Raw genomic sequence first — 21,001 nt, forward strand, 5'->3', positions numbered from 1 at the left:
AGAAACCTATGTTTGGTAAAGGCGGTCTGGGCAACCTGATGAAGCAAGCCCAGCAGATGCAAGAAAAAATGCAGCAGATGCAGGAAGAAATCGCGAAGCTGGAAGTGACTGGCGAATCCGGTGCTGGTCTGGTGAAAGTGACCATCAATGGCGCTCACAACTGCCGTCGCGTAGAGATCGACCCTAGCCTGCTGGAAGACGACAAAGAGATGCTGGAAGATTTGGTCGCTGCGGCATTCAACGACGCAGCGCGCCGCATCGAAGAAACCCAGAAAGAAAAAATGGCCTCTGTTTCCTCCGGAATGCAGCTGCCGCCAGGCTTTAAGATGCCGTTCTGATGCAAACCAGCCCGCTGTTAACACAGCTTATGGAAGCACTGCGCTGTCTGCCGGGCGTTGGCCCGAAGTCGGCGCAGCGTATGGCGTTCACGCTGCTTCAGCGCGATCGTAGCGGCGGGATGCGTCTGGCGCAGGCGCTCACCCGGGCGATGTCGGAAATCGGCCACTGCGCCGATTGCCGCACCTTCACTGAACAGGAAGTCTGTAATATCTGTTCGAATCCGCGTCGTCAGGAAAACGGTCAAATCTGCGTGGTAGAGAGTCCGGCGGACATCTACGCCATTGAGCAGACGGGGCAGTTTTCCGGTCGTTATTTTGTGTTGATGGGGCATCTGTCACCGCTGGACGGTATTGGCCCGGATGATATCGGACTTGATCGACTGGAACAGCGTCTGGCGGCAGAAAAAATCACCGAAGTGATCCTCGCCACCAACCCGACGGTCGAAGGTGAAGCCACCGCCAACTATATTGCCGAGCTTTGCGCGCAATATGACGTGGAAGCCAGCCGAATCGCTCATGGCGTACCGGTTGGCGGCGAGCTGGAAATGGTCGACGGCACCACGTTGTCGCATTCCCTTGCCGGGCGTCATAAGATTCGTTTTTAAGCAAACGAGAGCAGGATCACCTGCTCTCGCTTGAAATTATCCTTCCTTGTCCCCATTTACCCCTCATCCTGTTTTTAACCTTAAAATGGCATTATTGAGGTAGACCTACATGAAAGGACAAGAAACTCGTGGTTTTCAGTCAGAAGTGAAGCAGCTTCTGCACCTGATGATCCATTCTCTCTATTCCAATAAAGAAATCTTCCTGCGTGAGCTTATCTCTAACGCCTCCGATGCGGCGGACAAGCTGCGTTTCCGCGCGCTCTCTAACCCGGATCTGTACGAAGGTGACGGCGAACTGCGCGTTCGTGTTTCTTTCGATAAAGACAAGCGCACGCTGACCATTTCCGATAACGGCGTGGGGATGACCCGCGACGAAGTGATTGACCATCTGGGGACTATCGCTAAATCCGGCACCAAATCATTCCTCGAATCCCTGGGTTCTGACCAGGCGAAAGACAGCCAGCTGATCGGTCAGTTTGGTGTTGGTTTCTACTCCGCGTTTATCGTGGCCGATAAAGTGACCGTGCGTACTCGTGCGGCGGGCGAAAAACCAGAAAACGGCGTGTTCTGGGAATCGGCTGGTGAAGGTGAATACACCGTTGCCGACATCACCAAAGAAGATCGTGGCACTGAAATCACCCTGCATCTGCGTGAAGGCGAAGACGAGTTCCTCGATGATTGGCGCGTGCGCTCCATCATCAGCAAATACTCCGACCATATCGCGCTGCCGGTAGAGATCGAAAAACGCGAAGAGAAAGATGGCGAAACCGTTATCTCCTGGGAGAAAATCAACAAAGCGCAGGCGCTGTGGACGCGTAACAAGTCGGAGATCACCGATGAAGAGTACAAAGAGTTCTACAAACATATCGCCCATGACTTTAACGATCCGCTGACCTGGAGCCACAACCGCGTTGAAGGTAAGCAGGAGTACACCAGCCTGCTGTACATCCCGTCGCAGGCGCCGTGGGATATGTGGAACCGCGATCATAAACACGGCCTGAAACTGTACGTCCAGCGTGTGTTCATCATGGACGACGCAGAACAGTTCATGCCGAACTATCTGCGCTTCGTGCGTGGTTTGATTGACTCCAGCGATCTGCCGCTGAACGTTTCCCGTGAAATCCTCCAGGACAGCACCGTAACCCGCAATCTGCGCAATGCGCTGACCAAGCGTGTGCTGCAAATGCTGGAAAAACTGGCGAAAGACGACGCGGAAAAATACCAGACCTTCTGGCAACAGTTTGGCCTGGTACTGAAAGAAGGTCCGGCGGAAGATTTCGCTAACCAGGAAGCGATCGCCAAACTGCTGCGTTTTGCGTCTACCCATACCGATTCTTCTGCGCAGACCGTGTCTCTGGAAGACTACGTTTCCCGCATGAAAGAAGGGCAGGAGAAAATCTACTACATCACCGCAGACAGCTATGCGGCAGCGAAGAGCAGCCCGCACCTGGAACTGCTGCGTAAGAAAGGCATCGAAGTTCTGCTGCTTTCCGACCGCATCGATGAGTGGATGATGAACTATCTGACCGAGTTCGACGGTAAACCGTTCCAGTCCGTGTCTAAAGTTGATGAGTCGCTGGAAAAACTGGCTGACGAAGTTGATGAGAGTGCGAAAGAAGCGGAAAAAGCACTGACTCCGTTCATCGACCGCGTAAAAGCCCTGCTCGGCGAGCGCGTGAAAGATGTCCGTCTGACTCATCGTCTGACCGATACGCCAGCGATCGTTTCTACCGACGCGGACGAAATGAGCACCCAGATGGCGAAACTGTTCGCCGCAGCGGGCCAGAAAGTGCCAGAAGTGAAATACATCTTCGAACTGAACCCGGATCACGTACTGGTGAAACGTGCGGCAGATACTGAAGATGAAGCCAAGTTCAGCGAGTGGGTAGAACTGCTGCTGGATCAGGCGCTGCTGGCAGAACGCGGTACGCTGGAAGATCCGAACCTGTTTATTCGTCGTATGAACCAGTTACTGGTTTCCTGATGTAATGCCGGATGAATTTTATCCGGCATACAGCTGAATGTGGTGCCGGATGACCTTCGTGTCATCCGGCATTTTTCTTTTCATCCTCTGCACTTTCCGCAAATTATCTCGCCATTAACCGTTTCAGCCTCAGGTGCCTTTCTTGAGGCAATCGCCTGTTGGTGGTATCGTTTATCGCTTTTTCAAAAAATTCGACACAATTTAAGGGGATTTTCGCAATGCGTATCATTCTGCTTGGCGCTCCGGGCGCGGGGAAAGGGACTCAGGCTCAGTTCATCATGGAGAAATATGGTATTCCGCAAATCTCCACTGGCGATATGCTGCGTGCCGCAGTCAAATCTGGCTCCGAGCTGGGTAAACAAGCTAAAGACATTATGGACGCTGGCAAACTGGTCACCGATGAACTGGTGATCGCGCTGGTTAAAGAGCGCATTGCTCAGGAAGATTGCCGTAATGGTTTCCTGTTGGACGGCTTCCCGCGTACCATTCCGCAGGCAGACGCGATGAAAGAAGCGGGCATCAATGTTGATTACGTTCTGGAATTCGACGTACCGGACGAGCTGATTGTTGATCGTATCGTCGGTCGCCGCGTTCACGCGCCGTCTGGTCGTGTATATCACGTTAAATTCAATCCGCCGAAAGTAGAAGGCAAAGACGACGTGACCGGTGAAGAGCTGACTACTCGTAAAGACGATCAGGAAGAAACCGTACGTAAACGTCTGGTTGAATACCATCAGATGACTGCACCGCTGATCGGCTACTACTCCAAAGAAGCAGAAGCGGGTAACACCAAATACGCGAAAGTTGACGGCACCAAACCGGTTGCTGAAGTTCGCGCGGCTCTGGAAAAAATCCTCGGCTAATCAAGCCGCAGCAGATCTGTTTTCGGGCAGGTCTGCTCATCCTCCTCAGGCCAGGCCTTTCACAGCAATTAGTTCTTCTTCCTCACTTTTCCGCTACAATTATCAACAAGTTGAATCGATAAGAGGCGGTAATGCGTCAGACTAAAACCGGTATCTTGCTGGCAAACCTGGGGACGCCCGATGCCCCCACTCCTGAAGCGGTAAAACGCTATCTGAAACAATTTTTAAGCGATAGACGCGTGGTCGATACCTCACGGCTGTTGTGGTGGCCGTTGCTGCGTGGTGTGATTTTGCCGCTGCGCTCGCCGCGCGTGGCGAAGCTGTACGCCTCGGTCTGGATGGAAGGTGGCTCGCCGCTGATGGTTTACAGCCGCCAGCAACAGCAGGCGCTGGCACAACGTTTACCGGATATGCCAGTGGCGCTGGGCATGAGCTACGGCTCGCCATCACTGGAAAGCGCCGTCGATGAACTACTGGCAGAACATGTTGATCATATTGTGGTGCTGCCGCTTTATCCGCAATACTCCTGTTCAACGGTTGGCGCTGTGTGGGATGAACTTGCACGCATTCTCGCGCGCAAGCGTAGCATTCCGGGGATTTCGTTTATTCGTGATTACGCCGATAACCACGATTACATTAATGCGCTGGCAAATAGCGTGCGGGCCTCTTTCGAAAAACATGGCGAGCCGGATCTGCTGCTGCTCTCTTATCATGGCATTCCCCAGCGTTACGCGGATGAAGGCGATGATTACCCGCAGCGTTGTCGCACAACGACGCGTGAACTGGCTTCCGCACTGGGAATGGCACCAGAAAAAGTGATGATGACCTTTCAGTCGCGCTTTGGCCGGGAACCCTGGCTGATGCCTTATACCGACGAAACGTTGAAAATGCTTGGAGAAAAAGGCGTAGGTCATATTCAGGTGATGTGCCCGGGCTTTGCTGCGGATTGTCTGGAGACGCTGGAAGAGATTGCCGAGCAAAACCGTGAAGTCTTCCTCGGCGCTGGCGGGAAAAAATACGAATATATTCCGGCGCTTAATGCTACACCGGAACATATCGAAATGATGGCTAATCTTGTTGCAGCCTATCGCTAAAGAATCGAGCACCGTCGCGTAGAGCATCGTCGGCGGTTTTCATCATCCGTGAATAATGCAAAAAGGCGTGCAGCGTACCGGAGTAGAGTTTGAACTCACAAGGTTGCTGGTGTGCCGCTAACGTCTGGTAAAGCAGGCGACTGTCATCCAGCAGCGGATCGAACTCCGCTCCGGCGATATAACAGGGCGGCACATTTCGAGTGAGATCATTATTAAACAGGCAGTAATACGGCGACTCGCGATCCGCTTCGCTGCCTAAATATGCCTCTTCATACATCTGCAAATCCTGTTGCGTTAAGCCATCCCAGGCACCGCCCAGCAGGCGACGAGTCACGGAATCCCGTAACCCATAAAGTCCATACCACAGCAAAACGCCCACAACCTTACCGCAATCGATCTGTTTATCCCGCAGCCACAAGGCGCTGGCTAGCGCCAGCATTGCGCCAGCGGAATCACCGGCAAAGCCAATACGTGACATATTGATTTGATAATCGCCCGCCTGCTGGTGGAAGTGACAACAGGCGGCCACGATTTCTTCTATCGCTTGCGGAAAACGCGCTTCTGGCGAAAGGGTGTAATCAATGCCAATCACCGTACACTGAGTGTAGATTGCCAGAAGTCGCATGATGCGATCGTGGGTATCTAGGTTGCCGAGAATAAAACCACCGCCGTGAAGATAAAATAGCGTCGCTGGGCTATCTGAATTTGGACAAAATAAGCGGGCCTCCACCTGTCCATATTTTGTCGGAACTGCGTAATCCCTGGTTTCCATTTCTGGAGCGCCAGCATTCCAGAATCGCCGCTCGAGCGTGTAATGCTGACGCTGCTCGGCAAGTGTTCCTTCTGCGGGCCAGGGCGGTAAATCAGGCTGAAGTGTATTAACAACGGCCCTCATTTCGGCAGAAATCAGTTCCAGTGCGGGTAATTTGTTTTCCATCTTCATAGAAAAACTCCTTTCAAATTGCGCCATTGTAAGGAAGCTCTGCCATGATAATGCGATCTCGTCTGCTGATATTGAAACTGGCTGCATCTCGCGCGTTCCCGGGAGATTGTGTTAACATTCGCCGCTCAGTTAACCACCCGTAAAAACAACCATGAAATTTCCCGGTAAACGTAAATCCAAACATTACTTCCCCGTAAACGCACGCGATCCGCTGCTTCAGCAGTTCCAGCCAGAAAACGAAACCAGCGCCGCCTGGGTAGTGGGTATCGACCAGACTCTGGTCGATATAGAAGCGAAAGTGGATGATGAGTTCATTGAACGTTATGGATTAAGTGCCGGGCATTCACTGGTGATTGAAGATGATGTTGCCGAAGCACTCTATCAGGAACTTAAAGAGAAAAACCTGATTACCCATCAGTTTGCGGGTGGCACTATTGGTAACACCATGCATAACTACTCGGTACTGGCGGATGACCGCTCGGTACTACTGGGCGTGATGTGCAGCAATATTGAAATTGGCAGCTACGCCTATCGTTATTTGTGTAATACCTCCAGCCGTACCGATCTTAACTATCTGCAAGGCGTAGACGGCCCGATTGGACGCTGTTTTACGCTGATTGGCGAGTCTGGCGAACGCACTTTTGCCATTAGCCCTGGCCACATGAACCAGCTACGGGCAGAAAGCATTCCGGAAGATGTGATTGCCGGAGCGTCGGCGCTGGTACTCACCTCATATCTGGTGCGCTGCAAGCCGGGCGAACCGATGCCGGAAGCAACCATGAAAGCCATTGAGTACGCGAAGAAATATAACGTGCCGGTGGTGCTGACGCTGGGGACTAAATTTGTCATCGCCGAGAATCCGCAGTGGTGGCAGCAATTCCTCAAAGAACACGTTTCCATCCTTGCGATGAACGAAGAAGAAGCCGAAGCGTTGACCGGAGAGAGCGATCCGCTGCTGGCGTCTGACAAGGCGCTGGACTGGGTGGATCTGGTGCTGTGCACCGCCGGGCCAATCGGTTTGTATATGGCGGGCTTTACTGAAGACGAAGCGAAACGCAAAACCCAGCATCCGCTGCTGCCGGGCGCTATCGCGGAATTTAACCAGTATGAGTTTAGCCGCGCCATGCGCCACAAGGATTGCCAGAATCCGCTGCGCGTCTATTCGCACATTGCGCCGTATATGGGCGGACCAGAAAAAATCATGAACACTAACGGTGCCGGAGATGGGGCGCTGGCGGCGCTGTTGCATGACATTACCGCTAACAGTTATCACCGTAGCAGCGTACCAAATTCCAGCAAGCATAAATTCACCTGGTTGACGTATTCGTCATTAGCGCAGGTGTGTAAATACGCCAACCGTGTGAGCTATCAGGTACTGAACCAGCATTCTCCACGCTTAACGCGCGGGCTGCCGGAGCGTGAAGACAGCCTGGAAGAATCTTACTGGGATCGTTAAGTTATCGTCGGTTCGTAGGCCAGATAAGGCGTTCACGCCGCATCTGGCATTTGGCTCTCGATGCCTGATGCGACGCTGGCTGCGTCTTATCAGGCCTACATATCCGCGCCTATTATCCGGTAATCACCGTTTACCCCGTCACCACTTCACCTGCCGGTGGCGTTTCCAGCAGTTCCAGCATGGTACGGGCAATTTCACGCTCGCCCATCACCACCTGATTCGCGCCACGTTCGGTGATATAGGCCACCTCGTCGTCATAATGGGCGCGGGCGATAATCTCAATATCCGGGTTTTTCGCGCGAGCAGATGCCACAATCTCGCCTGCTTCGTAACCGTTGGGAATCGTCAGGATCAGCCATTTTGCGCATTCCAGATGCGCCAGTTGCATGATCTCTTCGTTAGCCGCGTTGCCTAATACCGCCCGGACTCCGCGCTCACGCAGTTCGTCGACGCGAGTACGTGACGTCTCAATCACCACTAAAGGAATATCAGACGCGAGCAATTTCTCCCCCAGCAGGCTGCCCACACGACCATAACCTACCAGCAGCGCATGGTTGCAGATATCCACCGGAATCTGCTTCTCTTCTTCGATAGCTTCCTCCAGCGTCTGCTCTTCCAGCGTTTCGGTTTTCGCTAGGTATTTCTCCAGCAGCGCGAACAGCACAGGGTTGAGCATAATCGACAAAATCGCCCCCGCCAGCACCAGGTTTTGCCCCGCCTGCGGCAGCAGATTCAATGCCATCCCCAGTCCCGCCAGGATAAAGGCGAACTCACCAATCTGCGCCAGGCTGGCGGCGATGGTCAACGCCGTACGCTGGGAGTGGCCAAACAACCGGACGAGGAAGAGCGCCGCGACCGATTTACCAAACAGAATAATCGCCAGCGTAGCCAGCACCGCCAACGGCTGCTGAATCAGGATTAACGGATCAAACAACATCCCGACAGAGACGAAGAACAACACTGCAAACGCATCACGTAATGGCAGCGTATCGTGGGCGGCACGGTGGCTAAGTTCGGACTCATTCAGCACCATCCCGGCAAAGAACGCGCCGAGTGCAAAGGAGACGTCAAACAGCTCCACCGCGCCAAAAGCAATCCCTAACGCCAGCGCCAGCACCGACAGGGTAAACAACTCGCGCGAACCGGTTGCTGCGCTGCGTGCCATAATCCACGGCACCAGACGGCGACCTACCAACATCATAATGGCGATAAATGCGACCACTTTGCCGATGGTGATACTCATATCCAGCGCCAGTGTCGCAAAGCCCACATCGCCCTGTTCCAGCATTCCGGCTACCGCTGGCAGCAACACCAGCGTCAGGACCATCACCAGGTCTTCCACAATCAGCCAGCCGATGGCGATTTGCCCTCGCTGGCTGTCTATTAATTGCCGTTCTTCAAGTGCGCGCAGTAACACCACGGTACTGGCGGTGGAAAGACACAAACCGAACACGATACCGGTCATCAACGACCAACCCAGCACGGCGGAGAGCGCCATACCCAGCAGTGTCGCCACGGCTATCTGGGCGATCGCGCCGGGAATGGCGATAGACTTTACCGCCATCAAATCCTTGAGTGAAAAATGCAGGCCGACGCCGAACATCAACAGAATAACGCCCAGTTCCGCCAGTTCAGGCGCAAGTTTTGTATCGGCAACAAAACCTGGGGTAAAGGGGCCTGCCAGCACACCCGCTAACAGATATCCCACCAGAGGAGAAATACGCAGTTTATTGGCCAGCATGCCGAGGATAAAGGCAAGCACAAGGCCGCCAACAATTGTGGTGATAAGCGGGGTGGCGTGATGCATTCCGTCTCCTTTTCCTGGTGGTGGTTGTCCATATTTTGGCCGGGAAAACCAAAATTACAGGTAATAGTTTATGACAATTTCATAGATGATGTTTATGAATAATTATTGAATTTTGCAGAAAAATGGAATTAGCCGCAAAAAAGGCACGGATCGGAAAAGTGATGAGGTGTATGAAGAGGAAAGGCTTATGGTTACTGCAAAATGAAGCAGCCAAAGTTTACCTTTGACTGCCGGGAATTCAGGATTTATGCCGATTATCAGGTAAGAATATGGTCAACATTCCAAGAAGCGGCAGGAAAGCACATATTTTATAAACTAACTCGATACTGGTATGGTCGGCGATAAGCCCCAGAACTGCGGCTCCAAGGCCACCCATGCCAAAAGCAAAACCGAAAAAGAGCCCGGAAACCATGCCGATACGCCCTGGAAGCAGCTCTTGCGCATAAACCAGAATGGCAGAAAACGCAGAGGCGAGGATAAATCCAATAATCACCGTCAAAACCCCCGTCCAGTGCAGGCTTGCGTACGGTAAAATAAGCGTAAAAGGCGCAACGCCGAGGATAGAGCCCCAAATTACATATTTTCGCCCAATCTTATCGCCAACAGGCCCGCCAATCAACGTCCCCGCCGCAACGGCAAACAGGAAGGCAAACAGATGAAGTTGGGCATTCTGGATGGATAATCCGAATTTTTCCATCAGATAAAAGGTGTAATAGCTGCTGATGCTCGCCATATAGAAATATTTCGAGAAAATCAGCACTAACAGTACGCAAACAGCCAGCACGACCTTATTTCGTGGCAGCGGATTGATTATTGGCGCTTTCGGCTTGCCTTTACTCATTCGGTGCTGCGCAGAGTACCAGCGGCTGATTTGCGCCAACACCACGATTGCCAGCAGTGCCGCCAGTACAAACCATGCAACGTTGCCTTTGCCATAGGGGGCGATGAGCACCGCCGCCAGCAAAGGTCCCAACGAACTGCCAAAGTTACCGCCGACCTGGAAGATAGATTGCGCCAGACCATGACGTCCGCCAGACGCCATACGTGCCACGCGGGAAGATTCTGGATGAAAGACCGACGAACCGGTACCGACCAGCGCCGCCGCCAGCAACACCGAGCCAAAACTGCCCGCCAGTGCCAGCAATACCAGGCCGCTTAAGGTAAAGCACATGCCAATTGGCAACGACCACGGCATGGGGTATTTATCTGTCCAGTAACCGACCACTGGTTGCAGCAGCGAAGAGGCGAGCTGGAAGGTGAGGGTTATCAGCCCAATCTGCATAAACGTCAGGGAAAACTCTGACTGTAATAGCGGATAAATCGCCAGAATCAGCGATTGGATCATGTCGTTCAGCAGATGTGAGAGGCTGATAGCGCCTAAAATACCAAACGAAGTTCGGGCCTTGGTGGCCGACGCAGTCGCGCCTGCCACAGGCTGGGATTGTTCACTCATTGCCATAGGAAAGTCACTTTTTTAGAGTTGCGATGTAAAAATTTATCTTAATTGTGATTATTACCTGACTAACATACCTGCACGTGCCTTTTGAAGGAAGTCTCAATGTGGAAAACAGAATTTCCAATCTGGATGTAGATTTATCGTAACCGAACGCAGACTTGTCTATGATGTCGCGTCATACTAATTTTCAACACGTTATTATCTGGTCAGGGAGAGAAGTATGAAATTATTGCAGCGGGGTGTGGCATTAGCACTGTTAACCACATTGTCACTGGCGAGTGAAACTGCGTTGGCCTATGAGCAGGATAAAACCTATAAAATTACGGTTCTGCATACCAACGACCATCACGGTCATTTCTGGCGCAATGAATATGGCGAATACGGTCTGGCGGCACAAAAAACGCTGGTGGACGGTATTCGTAAAGAGGTCGCCGCTGAAGGCGGGAGCGTGCTGCTACTTTCTGGTGGCGACATTAATACCGGTGTGCCGGAATCCGATTTGCAGGACGCAGAGCCAGATTTTCGCGGTATGAATCTGGTGGGCTATGATGCGATGGCAATCGGTAATCATGAATTTGATAACCCGCTCACCGTATTACGCCAGCAGGAAAAGTGGGCTAAGTTCCCGTTGCTTTCCGCCAATATCTACCAGAAAAGTACCGGCGAGCGCCTGTTTAAACCGTGGGCTCTGTTTAAGAGTCAGGATCTGAAAATCGCCGTTATTGGTTTAACAACTGATGAAACAGCGAAATTAGGTAACCCAGAAAACTTCACCGACATTGAATTCCGTAAACCTGCCGACGAAGCCAAACTGGTGATCCAGGAGCTGCAACAGACAGAAAAGCCGGACATTATTATCGCGGCGACCCATATGGGGCATTACGACAACGGTGAGCACGGTTCTAACGCGCCGGGTGATGTAGAGATGGCGCGCAGTTTGCCGGCCGGATCGTTGGCGATGATTGTCGGCGGACATTCGCAAGATCCCGTTTGTATGGCGGCTGAAAATAAAAAGCAGGTAGATTACGTTCCTGGTACACCATGCAAACCGGATCAACAAAACGGCATCTGGATTGTACAAGCGCATGAGTGGGGCAAGTACGTTGGTCGGGCCGACTTTGAGTTTCGCAACGGCGAAATGAAAATGGTCAACTACCAGTTGATTCCGGTAAACCTGAAGAAAAAAGTCACCTGGGAAGACGGGAAAAGCGAGCGTGTGCTGTACACCCCGGAAATCGCCGAGAATCAGCAAATGATCTCGCTGTTATCACCGTTCCAGAATAAAGGCAAAGCGCAGCTGGAAGTGAAAATTGGCGAAACCAATGGTCGTCTGGAAGGCGATCGTGACAAAGTGCGTTTTGTACAGACCAATATGGGGCGGTTGATTCTGGCAGCCCAAATGGATCGTACTGGTGCCGACTTTGCGGTGATGAGCGGAGGTGGAATTCGTGATTCTATCGAGGCAGGCAATATCAGCTATAAAAACGTGCTGAAAGTGCAGCCGTTCGGCAATGTGGTGGTGTATGCCGACATGACCGGTAAAGAGGCGATTGATTACCTGACTGCCGTCGCGCAGATGAAGCCGGATTCCGGTGCCTACCCGCAATTTGCCAACGTCAGTTTTGTGGCGAAAGACGGCAAACTCAACGACCTGAAAATTAAAGGCGAACCGGTCGATCCGGCAAAAACCTACCGCATGGCAACATTAAACTTTAATGCTACTGGCGGTGATGGTTACCCGCGCCTTGATAACAAACCGGGATATGTGAATACCGGCTTTATTGATGCCGAAGTGCTGAAAGCGTATATCCAGAAAAACTCGCCGCTGGATGCGAATGCTTATGAGCCGAAAGGTGAGGTGAGCTGGCAGTAATCTGAAAGTGCCGGATGCTCACATCCGGCACGATGCTTAATCGCGGCGAGCGATATCGGCAAATTTGGCATCGAGGATCTTCGCCAGATCGCTTGCCGCCAGTTCGATATCCAGCCCGCGTTTACCGCCGGAAACATAAATAGTGGCAAATTCTTGTGCGGGGGCGTCGATAATCGTCGGCAGACGTTTTTTCTGCCCTAGTGGGCTAATTCCACCAACCAGATATCCTGTTGAACGCTGCGCGACCATCGGATCGGCCATCTCTACTTTCTTGGCTCCCAGCGCCTTAGCCACTTTTTTGAGATCCAATTGACCTGCGACCGGCGTGACGGCCACTGCCAGATGTTTCATATCGCCGTTCACTGCGACCAGCAGCGTTTTGTAGACCTGATCCGGATTCAAACCTAATTTTTTGACGACTTCATCGCCAAAATTGGTTTCAGCCGGATCGTGTTCGTAGGTATGAACCTGAAAAGAAATTTTGTTTTTTTCGAGTAATTTAACTGCGGGTGTCATCGTAATTTTCCTGCCTCAAACAAAAAACGGAGAAAGCATACGCCTGATGGCGGCCCAAAAAAAAGTGTCATCTTGCCTAAGAGTATTGGCAGGATGGTGAGATTGAGCGACAATCGACTTACACCGTCGTTTAAAGCGACGGCATAATAATAAAAATATGAAATTCCTCTTTGACGGGCCAATAGCGATATTGGCCATTTTTTTAGCGCAACATCTGCGGCAAATTTCCTTCTCCATACAGATGTAAAGCACCGACCGCGACCACATAGCGCCCCGGCGGCATGGCGCGTAATTTATCCCGCCAGGCAAGATTGCGCTGGTGCATCAGGACATCATACAGCGACTGGCTAAACGTATTGGGCAGCGTTATTTCATTATTTTGCGGCGGCGCATTCAGCCACCAGCTCATCATTTGTTGCAGCAACCGTGCATTGGTATGCCAGTGAGTCAGCGTATCGTCCAGCAGCGCCTGTCCTTTGTCGGGAAGCTGGAGCAACATGGCAATTTGCTTTTCTGCCCCTTCCAGTTCAATTACAGGTTTATGTTGTTGCTTCGCCGCCTGCAATAACTGGTAATCGATACCGTATTCTGCCCGCAGCCCCAACTTTTGTGCCTGCGTCGCCTGAAGAACCATCGCGATTTGCCACAGCGGTTGGGTAGAAAACAGCGAGGGAGAAATGCCCATCTCCAGGCTAATGTGCTGCAGGTTTTGGAGTTGCTCCTCGCTAATGCGCGCTTCCAGCGCCTCGCAGGCTGGCAAATTGGCAAAAGGCGTATCGCTGGTGGAAACATCCGCCTCGACGATCAGCGCATCGGCGTTTTTGAGCTTTTTGAGCAAACGGGTGGGCAGGGGAGCCATATCGTGACTCCCCATATGAATACTGCCAATCAGATGAAAATGGCGATTGCCGGGAAGAGAGATATCGATGGCAGGCCAGGTGTAATGATTACCGCGCAGCGCGGCCCAAAGCGTTTTTACCCGGTACAACAGATCCATACGACCTCCCTTTGTGAAATATCATGCTAGCGCGCGGGGAGGGATGGCGCAAATGGAGTTGAGACGGATTGAAACTGCGACCGAATATTTGGCACGCCGTGAAGAGCGTGCAAAAAAGATCGCGTAAGGCTAAAACATCGCTTCATCTCGTAGGTCGGATAAGGCGTTCACGCCGCATCCGGCATTCGATCACCATTGCCTGATGCGACGCTGGCGCGTCTTATCAGGCCTACAAACTTATGCCTGAACCGTAGGCCGGATAAGGCGTTTACGCCGCATCCGGCAGTCATGCGTCGATGCCAAATGCGCCGCCCTAAAGCAGCGCATCCGCAATGACGTACTTATTCCTTCGGTTTAAACCGCAGCAATCGGTTGGCGTTACTCACTACGGTAATCGACGAGAGCGCCATTGCCGCTCCGGCAACTACCGGGTTAAGCAGTGTTCCAGTGAACGGCCACAAAATACCGGCGGCGACCGGAATACCGATACTGTTGTAGATAAACGCGCCGAGCAGGTTCTGCTTCATGTTGCGCAGCGTTGCGCGGGAAATAGCGAGCGCATCCGCAACGCCCATCAGGCTATGGCGCATCAGGGTAATCGCCGCGGTTTCAATGGCAACATCACTGCCGCCACCCATCGCAATACCGACATCCGCCTGGGCCAGCGCTGGCGCGTCGTTAATGCCGTCGCCCACCATTGCCACCTGACGTCCTTCACTTTGCAGACGTTTGATCGCTTCGGCTTTACCGTCCGGCAGCACCCCGGCAATAACTTCATCAATTCCAGCTTCTTTGGCGATTGCTTTGGCGGTGGTTGGGTTATCCCCGGTCAACATCACCAGACGATATCCCGCTTTATGCAGGCGTTGCAGCGCCGCCACGCTATCGTTACGCAACGGATCGCGTACTGCCAGCAGGGCCACCGCTTTCCCGTCAACCGCCAGCAGCACAGGCGTTGCGCCTTGCGATGCCTGAGCTGAAATATCTGCTTCAATCGCTTTAGTATCGACTTGCTGGTCATTTAACAACGCCTGATTACCCAGCAATAACGCATGACCTTCTGCTTCACCGCTCACGCCCAGCCCGCGCAATGTGCGGAAACCGTTGACCTGCGGCAGCTGCATATCGCCTGCTTTATCAAGGATCGCTCGTGCCAGCGGATGGCTGGAACCTTGCTCTAGCGCCGCCGCCAGACGCAATGCCTGCGCTTCATCAACATCAGCAAATGTTTTTACCGCGACAACCTGCGGTTTCCCTTCGGTCAGCGTCCCGGTTTTATCGAACACGACGGTATCGAGCGTACTGGCGCGTTGCAGTGCGTCGGCGTCCCGCACCAGCACACCAAACTCAGCCGCCCGCCCGACGCCGGAAATAATCGACATCGGCGTCGCCAGCCCCAGCGCACACGGACAGGCGATAATCAGCACCGTGGTGGCGATCACCAGGGTATAGACAATCTGCGGTGCCGGACCAAAGAAATACCAGATTGCCGCACTGACCAGCGCAATCACCACTACCACCGGCACAAATACGGCAGAGATTTTATCCGCCAGCTGGCCGATTTCTGGCTTGCTGCTCTGGGCCTGGCGCACCATACGAATAATCCGCGACAGCGTGGTATGGCTGCCAACCGCACTGGCGCGAAACAGCACGCTACCGTCCTGAACCACTGTCCCGGCATGGACGCTATCGCCTTCGCCCTTTTGCTGCGGGATAGGTTCGCCCGTCAGCATCGCTTCATCCAGCCACGCTTCGCCTTGGGTAATTTCACCATCTACCGGCACGCGGTCGCCCGTCGTCAGGCGCAGTAGCATGCCTGGCTGAACTTCCGCCAGCGGCACGCTTTTTTCACCTTCGTCAGTAACCAGTCGTGCCGTCGGCGGGGTTAAATCGAGTAATTTCTCCAGCGCCTTTGAAGAACGCTGACGTGCGCGTGCTTCCAGCATATGGCCGAGATTAATCAGACCGATAATCATCGCGCTGGCTTCGTAATAAAGATGCCGCGCTTCCATCGGGAACCACTGCGGCCACAGGTTGACGCTCATCGAATAGATCCACGCCACGCCCGTACCCAGCGCCACCAGCGTATCCATCGTCGCCGCACCGTTGCGCAGGCTTTTCCATGCGCTACGGTAAAAATGTCCGCCCGCGAAAAACATCACCGCCAGCGTTATCAGGCCGATAACCAGCCACAGGCTGCGGTTGTCGGCGGTAACCATCATGTTATCGCCGATCATCCCCCAGACCATCACCGGGATACCCACCGCCAGGGCGACAATCGCCTGCCAGCGGAAGCGCTTCATTGTAGCGATGGCGGTTTCCTGCTGGCGCTCACGGCGTTTAGCGTCATCTTCAATCGCTTCCGCGCCGTAACCTGCTTTCTCCACCGCCTGCACTAAATCTTGTGGGGAGGCACTGCCCATCACCAGCGCAGTACGCTCCGCCAGGTTTACCCGTGCCTGGGTGACGCCCGGTACGCTTTGCAGCGCATTTTGTACGCGGGTGACACAGCTGGCGCAGCTCATGCCGCTCAGCAGCAACTGCTGGCTGTCATCGTCATCGGCGGTCGCTGCCGGAAGCTCATCAGAAACCGCTGTCAGTGCTTCCGACGGGATTGATGACTCCGCCAGCGGTTTAGCCTTTGGGTGGCTTACAGATGCGTCATAACCCGCTTGTTTGATGGTTTCGATCAGCTGTTCTGCACTTGCAGTGCCGGTAACGTGTGCTTCAGTGACAGACACATCCGCCTGCTCAACGTCCGGGCGCTGTTCGAGACTTTCTTTCACGCGTTTAACGCAGTGACCGCAGGACAGGCCGTCCAGGGTCAGGTCGATAGTTTGTGACATAACGTACTCCTTTAAGACAGTGTTGACTGACTGTGATAAAGGGTAAACCTTCCAGCAAGGGGAAGGTCAAGAAATTATTTATCAGCGAAATGAAAAGTCGGCAGAGATTAAAAAATTGGCGCAATTAGCATCAGAATTAGACATTTATCTCTTTGTTTTCCTTTATCTAAAGTACGGGTGCTAAGTTAAATCAGGATGCCTGAAAACTGGCATCGGGGTGAGGAAATACCTCCCGCATCTATAAAAAGGAGTTAACAAAAGATGTTAGATGCAAACAAATTACAACAAGCAGTGGATCAGGCGTATACCCAATTTCACTCACTTAGCGGCGGACAAAACGCCGACTACATCCCCTTTCTGGCGAATGTCCCCAGCCAACTGGCGAGCGTCGCTATCGTAACCTGCGATGGCAATATCTATAGTGCCGGTGACAGTGATTACCGCTTTGCGCTGGAATCCATCTCCAAAGTCTGTACGCTAGCCCTCGCGTTAGAAGATGTCGGCCCGCAGGCTGTACAAGATAAAATTGGCGCAGATCCCACCGGACTTCCCTTTAACTCGGTCATTGCCTTAGAACTTCATGGTGGCAAACCGTTATCACCGCTGGTTAATGCGGGGGCTATCGCCGCCGTCAGTCTGATTAAAGCCGAGAATGCAGAACAACGCTGGCAGCGAATTTTACATATTCAACAACAGCTTGCAGGAGAACAAGTCGCGCTCTCTGACGAAGTCAACCAGTCGGAACAAACAACCAACTTCCATAACCGCGCTATTGCCTGGCTGTTGTACTCCGCCGGATATCTGTATTGCGATGCGATGGAAGCCTGTGATGTCTACACTCGCCAATGTTCCACGCTCATCAATACCGTGGAACTGGCGACGCTTGGCGCGACGCTGGCGGCGGGCGGTGTTAATCCGCTAAGTCAAAAACGCATTCTGCAGGCCGACAACGTGCCATACATTCTGGCCGAAATGATGATGGAAGGACTGTATGGCCGCTCCGGTGACTGGGCGTATCGCGTGGGTTTGCCAGGAAAAAGCGGCGTTGGCGGCGGCATTCTGGCGGTCGTACCTGGCGTGATGGGGATTGCCGCGTTCTCCCCGCCGCTGGATGAAGACGGTAATAGTGTTCGGGGTCAGAAAATGGTGGCATCTGTTGCTAACCAACTCGGCTATAACGTGTTTAAGGGCTGATCATGATGAACGCGGAAGGTGATAACGGTAACAAACCCCTCGGGCTATGGAACGTCGTTTCCATTGGCATCGGGGCAATGGTGGGGGCAGGGATCTTTGCCCTGCTGGGGCAGGCGGCGTTGTTAATGGAAGCCTCAACCTGGGTCGCTTTTGCCTTTGGCGGCATAGTGGCGATGTTTTCCGGTTATGCCTATGCGCGGCTTGGGGCGAGTTATCCCAGTAATGGCGGGATTATTGACTTCTTTCGCCGGGGATTAGGGAACGGCGTCTTTTCACTGGCATTATCCTTGCTTTACCTGATGACGCTGGCGGTGAGTATTGCTATGGTTGCCCGCGCATTTGGTGCTTATGCCGTGCAGTTTCTGCATGAAGGCAGCCAGGATGAGCATCTTATATTGCTGTACGCGCTGGCTATCATTGCGCTGATGACGCTCTTCAACTCTTTAAGCAACCACGCAGTAGGCCGACTGGAAGTTATCCTCGTTGGCATCAAAATGATGATCCTGTTGTTGTTGATCATTGCGGGCGTCTGGTCGCTACAACCTGCGCACATTTCTGTCTCCGCGCCCCCCACTTCCGGCGCGTTCTTCTCCTGTATCGGGATTACCTTCCTTGCCTACGCGGGCTTTGGCATGATGGCGAACGCGGCGGATAAAGTAAAAGATCCGGCGGTCATTATGCCACGGGCGTTTCTGGTGGCGATTGGCGTTACTACGCTGCTTTACATCGCACTAGCGCTGGTACTGCTTAGTGATGTTTCGGCATTAGAGTTAGAAAAATATGCCGATACCGCGGTAGCGCAGGCCGCTTCTCCGCTGCTCGGGCATGTGGGGTATGTGATTGTGGTGATCGGCGCTTTACTGGCGACGGCTTCAGCCATTAACGCTAACCTGTTCGCGGTATTTAATATTATGGACAACATGGGCAGCGAGCATGAACTGCCGAAGCTAATGAATAAATCCCTGTGGCGGCAGAGCACATGGGGCAACATCATCGTGGTGGTGTTGATCATGCTGATGACGGCGGCGTTGAATTTAGGCTCGCTCGCCAGCGTCGCCAGTGCCACTTTTTTGGTCTGTTACCTGGCGGTGTTTATGGTCGCTATCCGCCTGCGTCATGATATCCACGCCTCGTTGCCAATCCTCATCGTTGGCACGCTGGTTATGTTGTTGGTGATCATCGGTTTTATTTACAGCCTGTGGTCCCAGGGCAGCAGTGCGCTGATGTGGATTATAGGCGCACTATTACTAAGCCTTATTGTGGCAATGGTAATGAAACGGAATAAAACGGTATAAACCTTCTTGTGCGCAGTGCTTTCTGCACTGCGCTTTTATTTTTTATCCTTAATTTAATCCCTTGCTTATGCTTTTAATAAATAATTCACACCAAAAAGATATATAGACGATAAAACTGTGATTTCTATCACTTCTTATCGTGGATTATTCTTAACGAGGATGATGGTAAACTAAAAGTCGTAGTGTATTCTTAATAAATAACGTATAAGCTTTTTCACTGCATTTCTTTTAATGGGGGAAGTAAAAACAAAAGAGATGCACAAGTTATTACCCTTCTTAAATAAAATGATGCTGGTTATAAAGATCAGTTAAAATAATGACCTGGAAGGAAGTGACTTATCTATGGCGCGATTACAATTAAAAAACCGTAAAAATAAAGGTCTGATATTTTTAATCAGTTTTATTGTGATGGGTGGAGACGCGCTTGCTGCGCCATTACCGCAATGGGCCAATGCTCCTGCGGTTACGCCGGTTGCCAGTTTATCGTTACAGGAAAGCATATTGCGTGCCTTTGCGCGAAACCCCGACGTCACCCAACAGGCGGCGCAGATAGGTATTGGTGAAGCGCAAATCGATGAAGCCAAAAGCGCCTGGTATCCGCACATCGGTTTAACGGGTAATGCGGGGCCTTCCCGGCAAACGGACTCCAGCGGCAGGCTGGATAACAACGTTTCTTATGGCATAACCCTGACGCAGCTGGTGTATGACTTTGGTAAAACCAGTAACGATATCAAACTGCAAACTGCCGCTCGTGACAGCTACCGCTTTAAATTGATGGCAACCTTAACCGACGTAGCCGAAAAGACGGCGACGACCTATATGGAAGTCAGTCGTTATCAGGCTTTGTGCGACGCAGCGCAACGTAACATTCACTCTCTGGAAAACGTCTACAACATGGCCGCACTACGCGCCAACGCCGGGCTTAATTCATCATCCGATGAGTTACAGGCGCAAACGCGTATAGCGGGAATGCGCTCGACGCTGGAACAATATCAGGCACAGATGACAAGCGCCAAAGCACAGCTGGCGGTGCTCACAGGCGTACAGCCGGAGGCGATAGCTTCGCCGCCAGCCGCATTAGCCGAACAGCCAGTGTCGCTAAAAAATATCGACTATCAGTCCATCCCGCTGGTACTGGCGGCAGAAAACTTACGCCAGTCTGCCCAGTACGGCGTGGAGAAAACCAAATCGCAATACTGGCCTACGCTCAGTATTCAGGGCGGCAAAACGCGCTACCAGACCAGCGACCGCTCGTATTGGGATGATCAGTTACAACTGAACGTCAACGCGCCGCTGTATCAGGGCGGCGCGGTTTCAGCCCAGGTGCAACAGGCCGAAGGGCAACAAAAAATCTCTGCCTCGCAGGTCGAGCAGGCAAAACTGGACGTGCTTCAACGAGCGTCGGTAGCGTACGCCAACTGGACTGGCGCACGGGGTCGTGAAGAGGCTGGGTTAGCGCAATCTGAAAGTGCGCACAAAACGAGAGATGTGTACCAAAATGAATATAAATTGGGTAAACGCAGCCTGAATGATCTATTAACCGTCGAGCAAGATGTCTTTCAGGCGCAATCGGCTGAAATAAATGCCAATTATGATGGCTGGGTCGCCGCAGTGAATTATGCCGCTGCGGTTAATAACCTTATTCCATTAGCGGGAATTAAACAGGGCTTATACAACGACTTACCCGACTTGAAATAATCCTGCCATTATTAATATCAGGTATGCATCGTTGTT

16 protein-coding genes and 1 pseudogene are annotated in these 21,001 nt (G+C 52.5%); 11 read left to right on the top strand and 6 right to left on the bottom strand.

All coding sequences use genetic code 11. From position 1 onward, the window contains the following. Window positions 1-8 precede the first annotated feature (8 nt). The 5 genes from D9741_RS06575 to hemH all read left to right on the top strand — a co-directional run bounded on the left by D9741_RS06575 (window position 9) and on the right by hemH (window position 4,884). A complete protein-coding gene (locus D9741_RS06575; protein ID WP_001515903.1) occupies window positions 9-338 on the top strand; it encodes a YbaB/EbfC family nucleoid-associated protein in 330 nt (109 codons plus the stop codon). Beyond that, window positions 338-943 carry a recombination mediator RecR gene (recR, locus tag D9741_RS06580; protein ID WP_130206305.1) on the top strand — a complete coding sequence of 202 codons (606 nt, stop codon included), beginning with the start codon at window positions 338-340 and terminating at the stop codon, window positions 941-943. Before D9741_RS06575 ends, recR begins: the two co-directional genes overlap by 1 nt. A gap of 109 nt (window positions 944-1,052) precedes the next feature. After that, a complete protein-coding gene (gene htpG, locus D9741_RS06585; protein ID WP_000678201.1) occupies window positions 1,053-2,927 on the top strand; it encodes a molecular chaperone HtpG in 1,875 nt (624 codons plus the stop codon). Window positions 2,928-3,145: 218 nt separating this feature from the next. After that, window positions 3,146-3,790 (top strand): adenylate kinase, encoded by a 645-nt coding sequence (adk, locus tag D9741_RS06590; protein WP_001313630.1) that lies wholly within the window; start codon window positions 3,146-3,148, stop codon window positions 3,788-3,790. A 131-nt stretch (window positions 3,791-3,921) separates the two neighbouring features. Beyond that, a complete protein-coding gene (hemH, locus tag D9741_RS06595) occupies window positions 3,922-4,884 on the top strand; it encodes a ferrochelatase (RefSeq protein WP_130215493.1) in 963 nt (320 codons plus the stop codon). Here hemH and aes read toward each other — a convergent pair. Continuing rightward, window positions 4,859-5,827: an acetyl esterase gene (gene aes / locus D9741_RS06600; protein WP_130215495.1), complete on the bottom strand. Its 969-nt coding sequence runs from the start codon at window positions 5,825-5,827 to the stop codon at window positions 4,859-4,861. The two genes, hemH and aes, sit on opposite strands and share 26 nt — an antisense overlap. A gap of 151 nt (window positions 5,828-5,978) precedes the next feature. Here aes and gsk point away from each other — a divergent pair, with 151 nt between their 5' ends. Next, on the top strand, window positions 5,979-7,283 hold the full coding sequence (gsk, locus tag D9741_RS06605) for an inosine/guanosine kinase (protein WP_130215497.1): 1,305 nt from the start codon (window positions 5,979-5,981) through the stop codon (window positions 7,281-7,283). A 130-nt stretch (window positions 7,284-7,413) separates the two neighbouring features. Here the strand turns inward: gsk and ybaL are convergent, their stop codons facing one another. Continuing rightward, window positions 7,414-9,090 carry a YbaL family putative K(+) efflux transporter gene (gene ybaL / locus D9741_RS06610; RefSeq protein WP_130215499.1) on the bottom strand — a complete coding sequence of 559 codons (1,677 nt, stop codon included), beginning with the start codon at window positions 9,088-9,090 and terminating at the stop codon, window positions 7,414-7,416. Between the two features lie 238 nt (window positions 9,091-9,328). Beyond that, window positions 9,329-10,549 (bottom strand): fosmidomycin MFS transporter, encoded by a 1,221-nt coding sequence (gene fsr, locus D9741_RS06615; protein WP_130215501.1) that lies wholly within the window; start codon window positions 10,547-10,549, stop codon window positions 9,329-9,331. A gap of 217 nt (window positions 10,550-10,766) precedes the next feature. Here fsr and ushA point away from each other — a divergent pair, with 217 nt between their 5' ends. Next, the gene (gene ushA, locus D9741_RS06620) at window positions 10,767-12,419 is read left to right on the top strand and encodes a bifunctional UDP-sugar hydrolase/5'-nucleotidase (protein WP_130215503.1); all 1,653 of its coding nucleotides are present in this window, start codon (window positions 10,767-10,769) and stop codon (window positions 12,417-12,419) included. Window positions 12,420-12,455: 36 nt separating this feature from the next. Here the strand turns inward: ushA and ybaK are convergent, their stop codons facing one another. Together ybaK and D9741_RS06630 are read right to left on the bottom strand one after the other, a co-directional pair. Continuing rightward, entirely contained in the window at window positions 12,456-12,935 is a 480-nt protein-coding gene (ybaK, locus tag D9741_RS06625; protein WP_130215505.1) for a Cys-tRNA(Pro)/Cys-tRNA(Cys) deacylase YbaK, read from the bottom strand. Between the two features lie 202 nt (window positions 12,936-13,137). Further along, window positions 13,138-13,932 (bottom strand): TraB/GumN family protein, encoded by a 795-nt coding sequence (locus D9741_RS06630; protein ID WP_130215507.1) that lies wholly within the window; start codon window positions 13,930-13,932, stop codon window positions 13,138-13,140. Between the two features lie 49 nt (window positions 13,933-13,981). Here D9741_RS06630 and D9741_RS06635 point away from each other — a divergent pair. Then, window positions 13,982-14,059: pseudogene (locus D9741_RS06635) on the top strand (addiction module antidote protein, HigA family); the annotation flags it as partial. Window positions 14,060-14,273: 214 nt separating this feature from the next. Here the strand turns inward: D9741_RS06635 and copA are convergent. Continuing rightward, window positions 14,274-16,778: a copper-exporting P-type ATPase CopA gene (copA, locus tag D9741_RS06640; protein WP_130215509.1), complete on the bottom strand. Its 2,505-nt coding sequence runs from the start codon at window positions 16,776-16,778 to the stop codon at window positions 14,274-14,276. A gap of 261 nt (window positions 16,779-17,039) precedes the next feature. Between copA and glsA the strand changes: the two genes are divergently transcribed. The 3 genes from glsA (at window position 17,040) to D9741_RS06655 (ending at window position 20,965) form a co-directional block, all read left to right on the top strand. Further along, window positions 17,040-17,972 carry a glutaminase A gene (glsA, locus tag D9741_RS06645; RefSeq protein ID WP_130215511.1) on the top strand — a complete coding sequence of 311 codons (933 nt, stop codon included), beginning with the start codon at window positions 17,040-17,042 and terminating at the stop codon, window positions 17,970-17,972. Between the two features lie 2 nt (window positions 17,973-17,974). Further along, window positions 17,975-19,267: an APC family permease gene (locus D9741_RS06650; RefSeq protein ID WP_130206329.1), complete on the top strand. Its 1,293-nt coding sequence runs from the start codon at window positions 17,975-17,977 to the stop codon at window positions 19,265-19,267. A gap of 342 nt (window positions 19,268-19,609) precedes the next feature. Then, window positions 19,610-20,965: a TolC family outer membrane protein gene (locus D9741_RS06655; protein ID WP_130215513.1), complete on the top strand. Its 1,356-nt coding sequence runs from the start codon at window positions 19,610-19,612 to the stop codon at window positions 20,963-20,965. Window positions 20,966-21,001: the final 36 nt, after the last annotated feature.

This window comes from Escherichia sp. E14V7, assembly GCF_004212225.1.
In the GTDB taxonomy this organism is placed as follows: domain Bacteria; phylum Pseudomonadota; class Gammaproteobacteria; order Enterobacterales; family Enterobacteriaceae; genus Escherichia.

What these genes read in the sequence shown, in the direction of transcription:
- ushA (WP_130215503.1), top strand. Translation starts at nt 10,767, where the DNA reads ATGAAATTATTGCAGCGGGGTGTGGCATTAGCACTGTTAACCACATTG.
- D9741_RS06575 (WP_001515903.1), top strand. Translation starts at nt 9, where the DNA reads ATGTTTGGTAAAGGCGGTCTGGGCAACCTGATGAAGCAAGCCCAGCAG.
- fsr (WP_130215501.1), bottom strand. Translation starts at nt 10,549, where the DNA reads ATGGCAATGAGTGAACAATCCCAGCCTGTGGCAGGCGCGACTGCGTCG.
- aes (WP_130215495.1), bottom strand. Translation starts at nt 5,827, where the DNA reads ATGAAGATGGAAAACAAATTACCCGCACTGGAACTGATTTCTGCCGAA.
- recR (WP_130206305.1), top strand. Translation starts at nt 338, where the DNA reads ATGCAAACCAGCCCGCTGTTAACACAGCTTATGGAAGCACTGCGCTGT.
- D9741_RS06630 (WP_130215507.1), bottom strand. Translation starts at nt 13,932, where the DNA reads ATGGATCTGTTGTACCGGGTAAAAACGCTTTGGGCCGCGCTGCGCGGT.
- D9741_RS06650 (WP_130206329.1), top strand. Translation starts at nt 17,975, where the DNA reads ATGATGAACGCGGAAGGTGATAACGGTAACAAACCCCTCGGGCTATGG.
- glsA (WP_130215511.1), top strand. Translation starts at nt 17,040, where the DNA reads ATGTTAGATGCAAACAAATTACAACAAGCAGTGGATCAGGCGTATACC.
- hemH (WP_130215493.1), top strand. Translation starts at nt 3,922, where the DNA reads ATGCGTCAGACTAAAACCGGTATCTTGCTGGCAAACCTGGGGACGCCC.
- adk (WP_001313630.1), top strand. Translation starts at nt 3,146, where the DNA reads ATGCGTATCATTCTGCTTGGCGCTCCGGGCGCGGGGAAAGGGACTCAG.
- D9741_RS06655 (WP_130215513.1), top strand. Translation starts at nt 19,610, where the DNA reads ATGGCGCGATTACAATTAAAAAACCGTAAAAATAAAGGTCTGATATTT.
- htpG (WP_000678201.1), top strand. Translation starts at nt 1,053, where the DNA reads ATGAAAGGACAAGAAACTCGTGGTTTTCAGTCAGAAGTGAAGCAGCTT.
- gsk (WP_130215497.1), top strand. Translation starts at nt 5,979, where the DNA reads ATGAAATTTCCCGGTAAACGTAAATCCAAACATTACTTCCCCGTAAAC.
- ybaL (WP_130215499.1), bottom strand. Translation starts at nt 9,090, where the DNA reads ATGCATCACGCCACCCCGCTTATCACCACAATTGTTGGCGGCCTTGTG.
- copA (WP_130215509.1), bottom strand. Translation starts at nt 16,778, where the DNA reads ATGTCACAAACTATCGACCTGACCCTGGACGGCCTGTCCTGCGGTCAC.
- ybaK (WP_130215505.1), bottom strand. Translation starts at nt 12,935, where the DNA reads ATGACACCCGCAGTTAAATTACTCGAAAAAAACAAAATTTCTTTTCAG.